The organism is Pseudomonas batumici (genome assembly GCF_036585405.1).
Lineage (GTDB): Bacteria > Pseudomonadota > Gammaproteobacteria > Pseudomonadales > Pseudomonadaceae > Aquipseudomonas > Aquipseudomonas batumici.
This window is the reverse complement of the sequence record NZ_CP144470.1, coordinates 6493931-6510318: the sequence shown is the minus strand read 5'-3', so window position 1 is coordinate 6510318 and position 16388 is coordinate 6493931. Positions and strand designations below refer to the sequence as shown.

Annotated in this window: 12 protein-coding genes and 1 pseudogene; 4 read left to right on the top strand and 9 right to left on the bottom strand. The window is 64.3% G+C overall.

Annotation, left to right across the window (positions count from 1 at the left end):
- Window positions 1-17: 17 nt before the first annotated feature.
- The 4 genes from NUH87_RS29995 to NUH87_RS29980 all read right to left on the bottom strand — a co-directional run bounded on the left by NUH87_RS29995 (window position 18) and on the right by NUH87_RS29980 (window position 6569).
- Window positions 18-3137 (bottom strand): efflux RND transporter permease subunit, encoded by a 3120-nt coding sequence (locus tag NUH87_RS29995; RefSeq protein ID WP_338523891.1) that lies wholly within the window; start codon window positions 3135-3137, stop codon window positions 18-20.
- Window positions 3134-4339 (bottom strand): efflux RND transporter periplasmic adaptor subunit, encoded by a 1206-nt coding sequence (locus NUH87_RS29990; protein WP_052451184.1) that lies wholly within the window; start codon window positions 4337-4339, stop codon window positions 3134-3136. The genes NUH87_RS29995 and NUH87_RS29990 overlap by 4 nt, the downstream gene beginning before the upstream one ends.
- Window positions 4336-5778 (bottom strand): efflux transporter outer membrane subunit, encoded by a 1443-nt coding sequence (locus NUH87_RS29985; RefSeq protein ID WP_338523890.1) that lies wholly within the window; start codon window positions 5776-5778, stop codon window positions 4336-4338. Before NUH87_RS29985 ends, NUH87_RS29990 begins: the two co-directional genes overlap by 4 nt.
- Window positions 5779-5879: 101 nt before the next feature.
- Window positions 5880-6569, bottom strand: coding sequence for a response regulator transcription factor (locus NUH87_RS29980; RefSeq protein WP_338523889.1), 690 nt, complete (start codon window positions 6567-6569; stop codon window positions 5880-5882).
- Window positions 6570-6741: 172 nt separating this feature from the next.
- Between NUH87_RS29980 and NUH87_RS29975 the strand changes: the two genes are divergently transcribed.
- From NUH87_RS29975 to NUH87_RS29965, 3 genes are all read left to right on the top strand, one after another.
- Complete coding sequence (locus NUH87_RS29975) at window positions 6742-7431, top strand: response regulator transcription factor (RefSeq protein ID WP_040067502.1); 690 nt, start codon at window positions 6742-6744, stop codon at window positions 7429-7431.
- The gene (locus tag NUH87_RS29970; RefSeq protein WP_338523888.1) at window positions 7409-8767 is read left to right on the top strand and encodes a sensor histidine kinase; all 1359 of its coding nucleotides are present in this window, start codon (window positions 7409-7411) and stop codon (window positions 8765-8767) included. Before NUH87_RS29975 ends, NUH87_RS29970 begins: the two co-directional genes overlap by 23 nt.
- Before the next feature lie 118 nt (window positions 8768-8885).
- Window positions 8886-9692, top strand: a complete 807-nt coding sequence (locus tag NUH87_RS29965) for a DUF1460 domain-containing protein (RefSeq protein WP_338523887.1) — start codon at window positions 8886-8888, stop codon at window positions 9690-9692.
- Window positions 9693-9743: 51 nt separating this feature from the next.
- Here the strand turns inward: NUH87_RS29965 and NUH87_RS31450 are convergent, their stop codons facing one another.
- Entirely contained in the window at window positions 9744-10607 is an 864-nt protein-coding gene (locus tag NUH87_RS31450) for a methyl-accepting chemotaxis protein (RefSeq protein WP_422393964.1), read from the bottom strand.
- A pseudogene (locus tag NUH87_RS31445) lies at window positions 10602-11366 on the bottom strand (MCP four helix bundle domain-containing protein); the annotation flags it as partial. The pseudogene NUH87_RS31445 and the gene NUH87_RS31450, both read right to left, overlap by 6 nt.
- A 238-nt stretch (window positions 11367-11604) precedes the next feature.
- Between NUH87_RS31445 and NUH87_RS29955 the strand changes: the two are divergent.
- Complete coding sequence (locus tag NUH87_RS29955) at window positions 11605-12627, top strand: glycosyltransferase family 9 protein (protein WP_338523885.1); 1023 nt, start codon at window positions 11605-11607, stop codon at window positions 12625-12627.
- Window positions 12628-12693: 66 nt separating this feature from the next.
- On the opposite strand, the gene NUH87_RS29950 is transcribed toward NUH87_RS29955, so the two are convergent.
- The 3 genes from NUH87_RS29950 to NUH87_RS29940 form a co-directional block, all read right to left on the bottom strand.
- Window positions 12694-13716, bottom strand: coding sequence for an ABC transporter permease (locus NUH87_RS29950; RefSeq protein WP_040067492.1), 1023 nt, complete (start codon window positions 13714-13716; stop codon window positions 12694-12696).
- A gap of 66 nt (window positions 13717-13782) precedes the next feature.
- Complete coding sequence (locus NUH87_RS29945) at window positions 13783-15351, bottom strand: sugar ABC transporter ATP-binding protein (protein WP_338523884.1); 1569 nt, start codon at window positions 15349-15351, stop codon at window positions 13783-13785.
- A gap of 70 nt (window positions 15352-15421) precedes the next feature.
- Entirely contained in the window at window positions 15422-16348 is a 927-nt protein-coding gene (locus NUH87_RS29940; RefSeq protein WP_338523883.1) for a sugar ABC transporter substrate-binding protein, read from the bottom strand.
- Window positions 16349-16388: the final 40 nt, after the last annotated feature.

Below are 16388 nucleotides of genomic sequence, written 5' to 3'. Positions count from 1 at the left end.
GGGCTTTCACGCCGATTTCATTTCTGCGCGCTTAGCGTCGACTCACTCCTCGCTTGAATCCCATCCGGCTCGCCCTCGCCGCGGGTCTTTTTCTGCCCGCGCAACCGGTCGAACCACAGGTAGACCACCGGCGTGGTGTAGAGCGTCAGCAGTTGCGAAACCGCCAGGCCGCCGACAATGGCGATCCCCAGGGGCTGGCGCAATTCCGAGCCCGCGCCGTGGCCGAACGCCAGCGGCACGGCACCGAGCAACGCCGCCAGCGAAGTCATCAGGATCGGTCGCAGGCGCAGCAGGCAGGCCTCATGCACCGCCTCCCGCGGCGCCATGCCGCCGCGCTCGGCCTCCAGGGTGAAGTCGACGATCATGATCGCGTTCTTCTTGACGATCCCGATCAGCAGGATGATCCCGATCATGCCCAGCACCGACAGGTCCTGCCCGCAGATGATCAACGCCAGCAAGGCGCCGAAGCCGGCCGAAGGCAAGGTGGAAATGATCGTCAGCGGGTGGATGGCGTTTTCATACAGCACCCCGAGGACGATATAGACCGTCAGGATCGCCGCCAGGATCAGCCAGGGTTGCGACTTGAGCGAGTCCTTGAACGCCTGGGCGGTGCCCTGGAAACTTCCCGACACGGTGTCGGGCAGGCCCACCGCCAGCGAAGCCTTCTCGATGGCGTTGACCGCATCGCTCAGGGCCTGGCCGGGAGCCAGGTCGAACGACAGGGTAATGGCCGGGAACACGCCCTGGTGGTTGATGATGATCGGCGCCAGCTCGTTGCGGATGCTGGCCAGCATGTCCAGCGGCACCATCGCCCCCGTCGTCGAACGCACGTACAGGTGCTTGAGGGTCTCGATGGACATCTGCCAGTGCGGATCGAGTTCGAGAATGACGTGGTTCTGGTCCAGCTGGGTGAACATGGTCGCGACCTGGCGCTGGCCGAAGGCGTCATAGAGCACATCGTCGATCGCCTGCACGTTGACCCCCAGGCGCGCCGCCGATGGCCGGTCGATCACCAAGGTGGCCTGGGGCGCGGCGCGCTGCTGGTCGGATGTCACGTTGCGCAACTGCGGCAACTGCTTGAGGCGTTCGAGCAACACGCCGCTCCAATGGTCCAGCTCCTGGCTGTCCGGGTCCTGCAGGGTGTACTGGTACTGGGTCTTGCTGGCCCGGCCGCCGATCTGGATATCCTGGTTGGCCTGCAGGAACAGCTTGATACCCTGCACCTTGTCCAGCGCCGGCTGCAACCGCGCGATCACCTGCTGGGCGCTGGCGCTGCGCTGGTCGAACGGCTTGAGGTTGACCATCACCTTGCCCTGGCTGACCGTCGGGTTGGGGCCGATCCAGAAATACACCTTGGCCACCGCCGGGTCGGCGCTGACGATATCGGCCAGGCGGGCGACCTGCTGGCGCATGGCAACCGGGGAAATGTCCGAGGCGGCTTCGGCGACGCCCTGGACCAGGCCGGTGTCCTGCTGCGGGAAAAAGCCCTTGGGGATATACAGGTAGAGCATGGCCGTGGCGACGAACGTGGCCACCGCCACCGCCAGGGTCAGGCGCTGGTGATCGAGCACCCACTCCAGGCTGCGCCGATAGCCCTCGTGGATCCGGTTGTAGACCGCCTCGCAGGCATCGCCGAAACGGCTCGGACGCGAATCGTGTTCCGGCTTGAGCAACCAGGCGCACAACATCGGCGTCACCGTCAGGGAGACGATGCCGGACATCAGGATCGCCACGCTGACCGTGACCGCGAACTCACGCATCAGCCGCCCGACGATGCCGCCCATCAACAGGATCGGCAGGAACACCGCGATCAGCGACACGGTCATCGAGACAATGGTGAACCCCACCTCGCGCAAACCGTCCACCGCCGCCTGGATCCGTGACTTGCCCATCTCCAGGTGGCGGACGATGTTTTCCATCACCACGATGGCATCGTCCACCACGAAGCCGACGGCAATCGCCAGGCCCATGATCGAGAGGTTGTCCAGGCTGTAGCCCAGCAGGTACATCACCGCAAAGGTCGCCACCAGCGACAGCGGGATGGTCAAGGTCGGGATCAGGGTCGCGGTAGCCTTGCGCAGGAAGACGAAGATCACCACCACCACCAGGGCGATGGACAGCAGCAAGGTGAACTGCACGTCGTTGACCGAGGCGTTGATGGTCTGGGTCCGGTCGCCGACCACCTGGACCTGGACGTCCCGGGGCAAGGACGCAGTCAGGTTCGGCAGGCTGGCCTTGATGTTGGCGATGGTCGACAGCACGTTGAAGCCCGGCTGCTTGTGGATGTCGACGATGACCGTCGGCTGGCCGTCGATGCCCGCGGCCTGCTGGGTGTCCTCGGCGCCGTCGACGACCCGGCCGAGGTCGCCGAGCTTGATCGGTACCCCGGCCTTGTAGGCCACCACCATCTCGCGATAGCCCTTGGGGTCGAGCAGTTGGTCGGTGGCATCGAGGGTCAGCGAGCGGTACTCGCCGTTGAGGTTGCCCTTGGGTTGATCCAGGGTGCTGAGGCCGACGATGCTGCGCACCTCTTCCAGGGTCAGGCCGCGCGCCGCCAGGGCATCCGGGTCGATCTGGATGCGCACCGCCGGCTTCTGCTCGCCATGGAAATCCACCAGGCCGACGCCCGGCATCTGCGACAGGCGCTGGGCCAGGTAGTTGTCGGCGTAGCGGTCCAGCTCCGGCAAGGTCCGCGTCGGCGAGGTCAGCGCCAGGGACAGCACGGTGAACTCCGCCGGGTTGACCTTGTTGAAGGTCGGCGCGCTGGTCATGGTTTTCGGCAAGGTGGCACTGGCGGTGTTGATCGCCGTCTGCACGTCCTGGGCCGCGCCGTCGATATTACGCGACAGGTCGAACTGCAGGACGATCTGGGTCTTGCCCGAGGAGCTCGAGGAGGTCATCGAAGTGACCTGTGGCACCGCCGCGAAGGCTCGCTCCAGCGGCGTCGCCACCGAGGTCGCCATGGTTTCGGCGCTGGCCCCGGAGAGCTTGGCGGTGACCTGGATGGTGGGAAAGTCCACCGTCGGCAACGGCGCCACCGGCAGTTGGAAATAGGCGACGATGCCCAGCAGCATCACCCCCAGGGCCAGCAGGCACAGGCCGGTGCGGCGCTGGATCAGACCGGCGAGCAGGTTCATGGCTTGCCTCCGGCACCGGCGGTCGACGCCAGCTCAGGAGCGGCCGGGGCCGAGTCCAGGCCCACCGGCTTGACCTTGAGCCCGGGGGCGATCCGCGACTGGCCCTGGACCACCACCATTTCACCCGGTGCCAGGCCGTCCTTGATCCACTGTTGGCCGTCGACCACCGTCGCCGCCGTGACCTGCCGCGGTTCGACCCGCTGATCGGCATTGACCACGTAGACGAAGTCGCCCTTCTGCCCCTGCTGCACGGCATTGGCCGGCACCACGGTGGCGGCCTTCTGGGTATTCACCAGCAGGCGCGCGCCCACCAGTTGGCCTGGCCAGAGTTGCTGGCCGGCATTGTGAAATTGCGCCTTGAGCTGGATCTGCCCGCTGGCAGCGATCACCTGGCTGTCGATGAAACTCAGGTAGCCGCTGGCCAACTGCTGATGGCCGTCGCGGCTCATGGCGAACACCTGCAGGGGCGCCACGGCATTTTCCTTGAGGATCCGCGCCAGGTCGTCCTGGGACACCGAGAAGGCCACCGAGATCGGGTCCATCTGCGTCAGGGTCACCAGGCCCGTGGCGTCGGCACCGTGGACAATCGAACCGACGTCCAGCAGGCGTTGCCCGGTACGGCCGGTGAAGGGCGCGTCGATCCGGGTGAAGGCCAGTTGCAGCCGGGCATTGTCCAGCGCCGCCTGGTCGGCCTGGACCGTGGCCTGCTGGGCCGCCAGCTGGGCCCGGTAGGTGTCGACGTCCTGGGTCGGGCCGGCCTTGGCCGCCGCCAGCTTGGTGGCCCGGTCGAGGTTGACCCTCAAGTTGGCAAGCTGTGCCTGGTCCTTGCTGACCAGGGCCTGGGCCTGGGCCACCTGGGCCTGGTAAACCCGTGGATCGATCTGGGCCAACTGACTGCCGGCGCTGACCATCTGGCCTTCGCTGAACAGGACTTTCTGCAGCTCACCGTCGACCCGCACCCGCACATTGACGGTGTTCAGCGGCTGGACATTGCCGATGGCGTCGATCCAGATCGGCAGGTCCTTTTGCCCGGCCGCCTGCATCACCACCGGGATGGCGCTGTCGGCGGGGGCTGCCGGTGCCGCCTGGGCGCGATCGATCCATTGGGCCTTGATCAACAACGAGGCGCCGAGCATGGCCACGACCAGCAGGCCGAGGCGCAGACGACGGTGTTGGGAGAGCGCCTGGGGTAAGTGCTTCATGACTGAGGGACCTGAGAGGGGGAAGAAGGTGTGACGGCGGACAGGGTCGGTGCGCCGAAATCGCCGCCGATGGCGCGGAACAGACCGACGGCGGCCTGCAGATGCTGGAGGCGGACCTGCAACAGGCTGTCTTCGGCCTGGTACTGGGTGCGCTCGACCACCAGCAGCGTCTGGAAATCGGTGGAGCCGAGCCGGTAGCGGACCTGGGCCAGGCGCGCGGCCTCGCGGGCCGAGTCGACGGCGGACTGGTTCAGGGTATAGGCCTGGTCCAGTTGCCGCGCGGCACTGAGCTGGGTTTCCACGTCGCGCAAGGCTTCGATGATGGATTCGCGATAGCTGGCGGTCAGTTCCTGCACATGGGCCTGGTCGGCATGCAGTTGCCCGGTCAGTTGCCCGCCGCTGAACACCGGCTGGGCCAGGCTGCCGACGATGCTCCAGATATGCCCGCCGGCCAGGGTGTCGATACCGCCCAGCAGATCCAGCGAGAGGTTGGGCAGGAACGCCGCCCGGGCCACGCCGACGTCGAAATTGGCGGAGATCAGGCGGGCCTCGGCGGCCTGGATATCCGGGCGCTGACGTACCAGACCGACCGGCAGGCCGACCTTGGGTTGCGGCACCTGGAGCGCATCGAGCCCGGCCTGCTGCACCTTGAAGCCTTCAGGCGGCGCGCCGACCAGGATCGCCAGTTGGTACAGCGCCGCGTCGAGTTGCTGCTGCAGCAGCGGCACGGCGGCCTGGAAGGTTTGCTGGGCATTGCGCTGCTGTTCGACTTCCAGGTTCGACACCGCGCCCTGGCTGGCCTGCACCTGCACCAGGTCGAGGACCTGGCTGGCGTCGGCGGCGATGGACTGGGCCAGGCGCACGCGCTCTTGCAGCGAAAGCACCTGGAAATAGGTGTCGGCGATGCTCGCGCCAAGGGTCATGCGCAGGGTCTGGGCATCGAACTGGCTGGCGTTGGCCAGGGCCTGGGAGGAATCGGCAGTAGCCCGCTGCTTGCCCCAGAAGTCCACCTCGTAGGTGGCCTGGGCGAAGACGCTGGATTTTTTCGTGGTGCCGTAGTTGTCCTGGCGCTGGTAGTTACCGCCCAGGGACAGGTTGGGGTATTGCCCGGCCCCGGCCACCTGGGCGATGGCTCGGGCCTGGTCGACCCGGCTCACGGCGGCCTTGAGCGTGTAGTTGTCGTTCAGACCACGGGCAATCAGGCCATCGAGTTCGGCGCTGTGGAACTCTCGCCACCAGGCCCCGCCCGCAGCATCGGCCGAGGTCGCGGACGGATCCTTGGCCGACCACTGCGGGGCCAGGGGCAAGGCCGGTGTCTGGTAGCCCGGCACCAGCGAGCAGCCGCCCAGCAGCGTCAAGCCGGCCAGGGCCAGGGCACGAAACAGTCGGCCCGGGGCATGGGGTGGATGAAAAGCCTCGAATCTCGGCGTGAACAACATCTACGGGGTATCTCCAGAACCTGTGTGGCAGAGCCATCGATCAGGTTCCGAAGCTATCAGGCAGAGGCTGGCGTCCCGTTCCTCCAAAGCTAAATTTTAGTTTAGGAAGCCTCGTCGTCCCGAACCAGGCGGTAACCCACCCCCGGCACGGTCTGGATCAGCGAGTGGCTGAAGCCGGCGTCCAGTTTGCGTCGCAACCGGTAGATGTGTTTATCGATCACGTTGTCGATGGGGTCGAAGTCATAGTCCCAGGCACTTTCCAGCAACATGCCGCGGGTCACCACCTCATCGCAGTGGCGCATGAGCTTTTCCAGGATCAGCGACTCGCGCTGCTGCAGGACGATGACCTGCCCTTCCCGGGTCGCGGTGCGCGAGGCGCAGTCCAGTTGCAGGCTCCCCACCCGCAAGGTGCGCGACAGCCCCGCCACCGGGTCACGGCCACGCTGCAAGGCCTCCAGTCGGGCGAGCACCTCGACGAAGGCATAGGGCTTGGCCAGGTAATCGTCACAACCGGCGCGCAACCCTTCGACCCGCTGGGCGGTGGAATCCAGGGCACTGAGCATCAGCACCGGGGTGCGCAGGCCCTGGCGCCGCAGAGCCTGGACCAGCGCGAGACCGTCCATCCCCGGCAGCTTGCGATCGACGATCAAGGCGTCGTAGATCCCTTCCAGGGCCATGTCCAGGCCACTGCGGCCATCGTCCACGGTATCGGCGACATGCCCGCTTTCGTTGAGTCCACGCACCAGGTAACTGGCCGCCCGGGCGTCATCCTCGATGACCAGAATTCTCAAGACCGGCTCCGCACTGACTCAGCTAAACTTTTTTTCATATTGACGCGACCTTTCAGATAAACCCGGTTTGGCACACTATGCCGGTCGAAAAGGAAACCACGATTGGCCGGCAAGCCTGGCTAACCCGGGATCCGTGCAAGACTACCATCCTCTCTCATCCTGCGAAGTGCCCATGACCCATGTACTGGTCGTCGAGGACGACCCCGCCACTGCTCGGGAGATCGAAGCAGCCCTGCAAGACCACGGCTTCGACGTCACCCACGTCGATAATGGCCGGGACGGCCTGGTGCGCGCCATCAGCGACAGCTACGACGTCATCGTGCTGGACCGCATGCTGCCCGGCGCCCTCGACGGCCTGGGCATGCTCACCGCCCTGCGCGCCTCGGGCATCGCCACGCCGGTGCTGATCCTCAGTGCCCTCAGCGCGCTGGACGAGCGGGTTCGCGGCCTGCGGGCCGGCGGCGACGACTACCTGACCAAGCCCTTCGAATTCATCGAACTGACCGCCCGCCTCGATGCCCTGAGCCGCCGCCGGGTCGCCCCCAGCGAGGAGCGGGCCAACCGCCTGCGGGTCGGTAACCTGGAGCTGGACCTGCTCAAGCGCAGCGTCAAGCGCGGCGAACGCCTGGTCGAGCTGCTGCCCCGGGAATACGCCCTGCTCGAATACCTGGTGCAGCACGCCGAGCAGGTGGTGACGCGGACCATGCTGTTCGAGGCCGTGTGGAACTACGCCTATGACGAACGGACCAATGTCATCGAAGTGCACATGGGCCGTCTGCGTCGCAAGGTCGATGGTGAAGGCGAGGAACCGATGATCCATACCATTCGCGGGGCCGGCTATGTTCTCCGTTCACCTGCGTGAAATCCCCCGGACCATCAGCTTCCGTACGGCGCTGATGTCCCTGGCGCTGTTCAGTTGCTCGTTCCTGGCGCTGTTCGGCTACCTCTATTGGCAGACCGCCGGCTACCTGATGGCCGAGGTCGATACGGCACTCTATCGCCAGATCGACAACCGCAGCGCGCAGCCCGACGACCTGCGCCTGGCGGAAATCCGCAAGCACGCCGAACAGGACATCGACGGGCGCTACCCTCATGGTCTCTACGATGCCCAGGGCAAGCTGATTGCCGGGGAGATCAGTGAAATGCCGGCCTTCAAGGGCTATGACAAACCCAACGAATTCTTCTGGGAAAAAACCCGCAGAAAGGATCGGCCGATCCGCTTCATGATGCATCGCCTGGACAATGGCCAGACCCTGATGGTGGCCCAGGATATCCATGACATCCGCGAGTTCGACGAGTTGCTGGTCAACGCGATGGTCTCCGGCGGCGCGCTGCTGCTGGTGGTGGGACTGCTCGGGGCGGTCGGGCTGGGCTACTCGGCGCGCCGCCGCCTGGACGTACTGACCCGCGCCATCGAGCGCATCGTCAAGGGCGACCTCAACGAACGCCTGCCGACCCGCGGCAACCGCGACGATATCGACCGTATCGCCACGGTGGTGAACCAGATGCTCGACGAACTGGAGCGGCTGATGAGCGAGGTCAAGGGTGTCTGCGACGATATCGCCCACGACCTGCGCACTCCCCTCACCCGCTTGCTCGCCGGCCTGGAGCGGGCCCGGCGGCGTGACCTGCGGGAAGAGGAATATGCGGTGGCCATCGACAACGCCATCGAGGACGCCCAGGGCCTGCTGTCGACCTTCCGCGCCTTGCTGCGGATCTCCGAGATCGAAGCCAGTGCCCGCCGCAGCAGCTTTGCCGAGATCGACCTGAACCGCATCGCCGCCGACGCCGCCGAGTTCTTCGAGCCGCTGGCCGAAGAGCGTGGCATCGAGCTGACCTTAAGCAGCTCGCCCGCGCCCTGCCTGATCTTCGGCGATGCGCAGTTGCTGTTCGACGCCACCTGCAACCTGCTGGACAACGCCATCAAGTTCTCCCCCGATCACAGCCGGGTGCAGGTGCTGGTGCTGGATACCCCGGGCCGCAGCGGATTGTGCGTGGTCGACAATGGCCCGGGCATTCCCGAGGCCGAGCGCGAGGCGGTGTTCCGCCGGCTGTACCGCTCCGAATCCAGCCGGCATACGGCGGGCAACGGGTTGGGCTTGAGCATGGTGGCGGCGGTGGCCCGGCTGCATGACATGAGCCTTGAGGTGCGCGATGCCCAGCCGGGTTGCCGGATCGAGTTGATCGTCGGCGCTTGAAGGCGCCCGCCCCCAAAAGGCACAGCGAGAGGTTTTATTGAGTCCCCGCGACAGTGGTGTAAAATCGACGCTCCAGTGCTTGTGCCGATAAGGGCACAAGCGCCCCTCCGGAGAGCGAATGAACAAGATTGTCGCGTTGGTATCGGGCTTGCCCCTGATGCTGGCGCTGAGTGGTTTCACCACCCGGCCGCCCCCAGGTGACCAGGTCAAGCTGGACGACTACACGCGCCAGAAGATCGAGTTCATCGAAACCCGGGTCCTCAAGCACGCCGGCAGCGAGCAAGGCGAGCGGATCAAGAACATCTCCGCCAACTTCCTCGGCACGCCCTACGTGGCGCATATGCTGGTCGGCTCGGCGACCGCGCCGGAGAAGCTGGTGATCGACTTCCGCGGCCTGGATTGCTTTACCTACCTGGATTACGTCGAGGCCCTGCGCAAATCCGACAGCCTGCCGCGCTTCGTCGAAAACCTGGTCCGCACGCGCTACGCCGAGGGCAAGGTCAGCTACGCAGAGCGCCGGCACTTCTTCACCGACTGGGCGCACACCCAGCCCCTCAATGCCAGGGACGTGACGACGCAGGCCAGCCCCAGGGCCACCACCGTCACCAAGATCCTGAATGCGCAACCGGACGGTGCAGGCACGCTTATCCCGTCAGTGGGCACAGTCAAGCGCGTCATCACCTACATCCCCAGCGAGTGGATCGACGACAGCGTGGTCAGCCGCCTGAAAACCGGCGACTACATCGGCATCTACACCCCGGCCGAAGGGCTGGACGTCACCCATACCGGGATCTTCATCATGACCGACAACGGCCCGGTGCTGCGCAACGCCTCCGCCCGCGAAGCCAACCACAAGGTGGTGGATTCGCCGTTCATGGATTACGTCAAGAAAACCCCGGGCATCGTGGTCCTCAGGGCGATCTGAAGCGCGTCACCCGGGCAACGGCCCGCCATCGACCGACGGGCCTGCGGGCCTCTAGATCCGGAAATGCCGGACTGTCGTGTTGAGCTCGGCAGCCAGGCTGGCCAGGGACTGCGATGCGGCGGTGGTCTGGTGCGAGCCTTCGGAAGACTGGATCGACAGCTCGCGGATATTCAGCAGATTGCGATCCACTGAACGCGCCACATGGGCCTGCTCGTCGGCGGCCGTGGTGATCACCAGGTTGCGGTTGTTGATCTCGTCATTCGCCTCGACGATTTCCGCCAGCGCCGTCTTCGCCGATTCAGCGAGCTCGAGGGTCTGCCGGGTCATGTTGCTGCTGTTGTGCATGGTGCTCACCGCGTTGGCGGTGCCGGTCTGGATGCTGCCGATCATCTCCTCGATTTCCCGGGTCGACTGCGCGGTCCGATGGGCCAATGCCCGCACCTCATCCGCGACCACCGCAAAGCCCCGACCGGCCTCACCGGCACGCGCCGCCTCGATGGCGGCATTGAGCGCCAGCAGGTTGGTCTGTTCGGCGATGGTGCGAATCACGTCGAGCACCTTGCCGATGTCCTGCGCCTGCTGCGCCAGGCCGCCGACCTGCTCGGAACTGACCTCGACGCCCCGGGTCAGGGCAACAATCGCCGTCACCGCCTCGATCATCCGCTGTTGCCCCTTCAGCGCAATCGTCCGCGACTCCTGGGAAAGCGTCGAGGTGGACGAGGCGTTCCTGGCCACCTCTTCGATGGCGCTGGTCATCTCGGTCACGGCGGTGGCGGCCTGCTCGATTTCACCGTGCTGCTGTTGCAGGTCGCGGCTGCCCTCGGCCGTCACCGCGTTCAATTCTTCGGCAGCCGACGCCAGTTGGGTCGACGAACCGGCGATTTGCTTGAGGGTGGTGAGCAAGCTGCCCTGCATGGCGGCCAAGGCCGTGAGCAGACGACTGGCTTCGTCGTTGCCGGCGGGATTGATCGGCTGGGTCAGATCGCCCTTGGCGATGGTTTCCGCGACCTGGACCGCCTCGATGATCGGCACGGTAATGCTGCGGGTGAGCAGCCAGGCCACCAGCACGGTGCCGATACCCACCAGCAGAATGGCCAGGCCGATGCCCGCCACCGCGCTGTCATAGGTGCTGGCCGACTGTTTGCCGGCCAGCTCCGCGCCCTTGTTCGCACGTTCGATCAGATCATCCAGGTTCTTGGTCATCTGTTCATAGGAATCGCGGATGGTCGAGAGGTAGGTGTTGGCGCCGGCCTTGTCCCCTTGCCGCGACAACCTGAGCAGCTCGAGGTGATTCTTGGCGTACGCCTCCAGACTGCGGTTGAACGCTTCCAGCCGCCCTTTGTCGTCGCCGCTGGTCAGCAGGCCCGCGTAAATCGACATCTGCTCATGCACGCTTTGCAGGCGCCCGGCCGATTTATCCTCATAGACCTTCATATCCGCGTCGCTGGAAGACAGAATGTGGGCCATGGAGCCCAGGCGATACCGGTCCAGCGAGGCGTTCGCCGCCGCCAGCACCCGCACCCGCTGCAACCAGTTGTTCTGGATATCGGCGGCCTGGGCCTGGACGTCGCGAGTCTGCTTCAACGCGAACAGGCCCAGGAACACACTGAGCAAGGCGATAGCGGCAAAACCGATGAACGCTCTGGGTGCAATCCGGATATTTCTCAACAACATGGGCGAGATCTCGCGTTGAACGGGGACGGAAAACAACAGGCTTCGGCAAGATAACAAGCGACGCTGGCCAAAAGCTATCGGCCTGGCCTCGATTTTCTTCAGCCACCCGCGGCGACGGGCTTTCGGAGCACGGGAAATCAAGGGAAAGCCCCGCCCAGATTGGAAAATCCCCCTCTTTACGATAGTCTGTCCGCCCCGCGAACCGTCGCCCTCGAAACCCGAACCGGATCCATTGCGCATGACGACCAGCCCGCTACAGGCCGCAGAAAAAATTCTCCTGGTGGCTCCGCACCGCCTGGGCGATACCGTGTTCGCGACGCCCGGTATTCGTGCACTGCGCCTGGCAAAACCGCAGGCGCAAATCGATGCTGTTGCGTTATCCACGCTTTCCCATGAGATGCTTTCGCGAAACAGCTGCATCGATACACTCTATACCGCAGACGAACAGCCGATCGCGCAGTTGGCCGCCGACTACGATGTCATCTTGCCACTGCAAAACATCAAGAACACCGCGACCTACCTGAAAGACATTCCAAACGTTCTGATGCTGCCTCGCTATGCCAGTGCGTTTCATTACTCGGAAGACTTTTATCGCTTTGTTCTCCAGCACCTGCCGCAAGTGGCCCAGTTCCCATTGGGGCCCTATGAGCTCAATCTGAGCGCGGAGGATCTGGCACAGGCGGATGGGCTGTTGGAGAAAATCCCAGCCACCCCCGAGCCTTTTCTCGTTGCCTTGCACATGGGCTGTCATCAGATTTCGAAAAAGGGTCGCAGCTTCCTGTCCAGGCTGTTCCCATTCCTGATGACCAAGGACACCCGCAGCTGGCCTTTCAAGCGCTTTGATCACCTGGTCCAGCGCCTGGTACAGAAGCACCCCTCTGTCTATATCGTGCTCACGGGCTCGCCCAGCGAAGCCTTTGCCGCCGACGCGCTGACCGCTCACCCGCACATCGTCAATCTCATCGGCAAGACCAACGTCGGCCAACTGGCGGCGGTGCTCAAGCGCTGCCAGTTGCTCGTGACCGGCGACACCGGCCCGATGCATGTCGCCTGTGCGGTGGAACGGCCGATGGTACTGCTCTGCGGCAAGACCGACCCGGCGCACACCGGGCCTTATCCTGCCCGTGACCATCACAGCATCATCAAGAAAGACGGGATGGATAATATTTCGGTGGACGAGGTTTACCAGGCGGTTGTGCGCTATCTGCCCGATGCGGCAACGCAACGGGATTCGCTCTCTGCGGCGCCAACGGCGAGCTGATGCCCTGCCCTGCAACAACCTGTACGCAACAAGGGCCTGAACAGGCCCTTGTCGTTTACGGCTCGCTCAGCGCTTGAGCTTGCGCTTGTTGCGGTATTGGTCGATGACCACCGCGATCACGATGATCAGTCCCTTGATGATGTCCTGGATATAGGCATCGACACCGACAAAGGTGAACCCACTGGCCATGACCCCGAGGATCAGCGCGCCGATCACCGTGCCGGTAATGCGCCCCACCCCGCCCGCCAGGCTGGTACCGCCGATCACCGCGGCGGCAATCGCGTCCAGCTCGTAGGACATGCCCATGCCCGCCTGCCCGGTGGCGGCACGCGCCGAAGCGACCACCCCGGCCAACCCCGACAAGAGCCCGGCGATGCTGTAGACGATCACCAGGTGGCGCTTGACGTTGATCCCGGAGGTGCGCGCCGCCTGCATGTTGCCGCCGATGGCATAGGTGTACTTGCCGTACTTGGTGTACCGCAGGGCGATGTGGAAGATCACCGCCACCACCAGGAAAATGATCACCGGCATGGCGCCATGGCCGATGGCCGTATAGGAATCCGAGAGCATGCTCACCGGCTGGCCTTCGGTGTAGTAACGCGCCAGGCCACGGGCCGAGACCATCATGCCCAGGGTGGCAATGAAGGGTGGAATCCCGGTGATGGCAATGATGCTGCCGTTGATCGCCCCCGCCAGCAGTCCCACCCCGAGCCCGACGATCACCGGGATCCACACCGGCAGGTCGGTCAGCGACGGAAACACCGCCCGGGCGAAATCCGAGGTTTGCGCCAGGCTCGCGGCGATCATCGCCGACAGCGCCAGCACCGAGCCCGACGACAGGTCGATGCCGGTGGTGATGATGACCTGGGTGACACCGATCGCCAGCAGGCCGATGATCGACACCTGCAGGATCATCAGCACCAGCCGCTGGGAGTTCATCAGGAAGCTCTGGTCGCGCACGATCCAGCCGAACAGTTCGAAGACCAGGCCAATGCCGATCAATACCAGGAAGATGCTCAGTTCGGTGGGAAGGCGCCGGCGACTCTTGACCGACACCGTTGCAGGCTTGTTTTCCAGTATCACGTTCATAACCACTCACCCTTCTATCGCGTTGCCGGCGCGGAGCACCGCCACCGGCCTCTGTTCGTTGAACAACTAGTGAACCGCGCTCATCCCGGAGGCCAGTTGCATGACCCGCTCCTGGGTCGCCTCGCCACGGTCAAGGGTGCCCATCAGCTCCCCCTCGTGCATGACCATCACCCGGTCGCTCATGCCGAGCACTTCCGGCAGCTCCGAGGAGATCATGATCACCGCCATGCCTTCGCTGGCGAGGTAGGCGATCAGCCGGTAGATCTCGGCCTTGGCGCCGACATCGATGCCCCGGGTCGGTTCGTCGAGAATCAGGATCCGCGGGTTGGTCATCAGCCAACGGGCGAGCAAGGCCTTTTGCTGGTTGCCCCCGGACAAGGTGTCGATGCACTGCTCCAACGACGGGGTTTTCACCCGCAGCTTCTTGCACATGTCTTCGCACAGGGCGCGCAAGGCTTTCTGCTGGATGAAGCCGTTGCCGCCGACGTAGTGCGGCAGCACGGCCATTTCCATGTTTTCCATGACCGAGAGGCAGGGGAACAGGCCGCTGAGCTTGCGGTCCTCGGTGAGCAAGGCAAAGCCCTTCTCGATGGCCATGTGCGGATCGCTGATGCGCACCGGCCGGCCATCGAGGCGGATCTCGCCACCATCGCTCGGGGTGATGCCGAACAGCGTTTCGGCGACGTTGGTCCGGCCCGACCCCATCAGCCCGGCGATGCCGAGGATCTCGCCGGCATGCAGGTCGAACGAAACCCCCTGGAAGATGCCGTCCAGGCGCAGGTCGCGCACCGACATCAGCAGGTCGCCGATCGGCTTTTCGCGCACCGGGAACAACTGGCTCAGCTCGCGCCCGACCATCATCGAAATCAGGCTGTCGCCGTCCATGCTGTCGGCCCGTTGCAGGCCGATGTAGGCACCGTCGCGGAACACCGCCACTTCATCGGCGATGGCGAACACTTCGTTCATCTTGTGGGTGATGTAGATGATGCCCTTCCCCTGGGCCTTGAGGTCGGCAATGATCGAGAACAGGTGGGCGACCTCCTTGTCGGTGATGGCCGAGGTCGGCTCATCCATGATCAGGATGTCGGAGTCGTAGGACACCGCCTTGGCGATCTCGACCATCTGCCGCTCGGCGATGCTCAGGTTGCCGACCTGTTCCTCCGGGTCGAGGTCGATGCGCAGCCGTTCCAGCAGTTTCGCCGTGCAGCGGTGCATTTCCCGGTGGTCGATCATGTGGAAGCCGTTGAGCTGCTCGCGGCCGATCCAGATGTTCTCGGCGACGCTCATGTGCGGCATCAGGTTGAGTTCCTGGTGGATCATCGCGATCCCGGACTGCAAGGCGGCCAGCGGCGTGTCGAAGACCACCGGCTTGCCGCGCAGGCGCAGCTCACCGGCGTCCGGCTGGTAGATGCCGGCGATGATCTTCATCAGGGTGGATTTGCCGGCACCGTTCTCGCCCATCAGGGCCAGCACCGACCCCGGGCGTACCCGCAACTGGACATTGGACAGCGCCACGACCCCGGGGAAACCCTTGCTGACGTTGACGATCTCCAGCAGGTACGGCTCATCGACAGGTAAAGCGGTTGGCTGGATACCCACCCGCGGGGTGCTCGAAGCAGTCGCTGAAGCGAACATGATCAGGTACTCCATCAGCAAGGCGGGGCATGCCGCCTTGCTTGTTTATTGTTGTTATTGAACGGACTGACTACTTGAACTGGTCGACGTTTTCCGGGGTGATCAGGCGGTAGGGCACCCACACTGCCTGCTCGACCGGTTCGTGCTTGGCCATCTTCACCGCTGCATCGATCGAACCGACCGCCTGGCCCTTGGCATCCTGGAACACCGAAACCGCCATGGCGCCTTTTTTCACCGCGCGCAGGCCATCGGGGGTGCCGTCGACACCGGCAATCAGCACACTCCCCTTTTTCACCCCGGCCTGCTCCAGCGCCATCGAGGCACCGATGGCCATTTCGTCGTTGTTGGCGACGACAGCGTCGAATTTGCGGCCCTGGGTCAGCCAGTCGTTGACCAGGGTCATGCCCTTGTCGCGCAGCCAGGTGCCCGTCTGCTCCTGCTCGATCTTGATGTTCGGGTACTTGGCCAGGACTTCCTTGACGCCCTTGGTGCGGTTGGTGGTGGAGTTGTTGGCGAGGTCGCCGAGGAGGATCACGATGTCGCCTTTGCCTTGCATTTTTTCGGCGAGGTACTTCATCTGCATCTGGCCGGCTTCGAGGTCGTTGGAGGCGACGGTGATCACCCCCTTGGGCAGGTTCAGGTCATCCGGCCGGCGGTTGACGTAGACCAGGGGAATCCCCGCCTTGACCGCCGCATCGGTGATTTTCCTGGTCGCGGCGGTGTCCACCGGGTTGACGATAATGGCGTCGACTTTCTGGCTGACGAAGCTTTCCACCTGGCTCAGCTGCTTGACCACGTCGCTGCGGGCGTCTTCGAACTGCAGTTTGACACCGTCGGGCATGGCCTTGGCTTTCTGGTCCATGGACTCACGCAGGTAGGTCAGCCAGGTGTCATCGAACTGCGACATGCTCACACCGATCTTCAGGTCGGCGAAAGCAGCACCGCTGACCAGCATCAGGGACAGGGCAAGCGAGGTGAAGCGGATCTTGGTTTTCATGAAAAGTCTTTCTCCACATTCTTGTTGGTTTTATGGATCA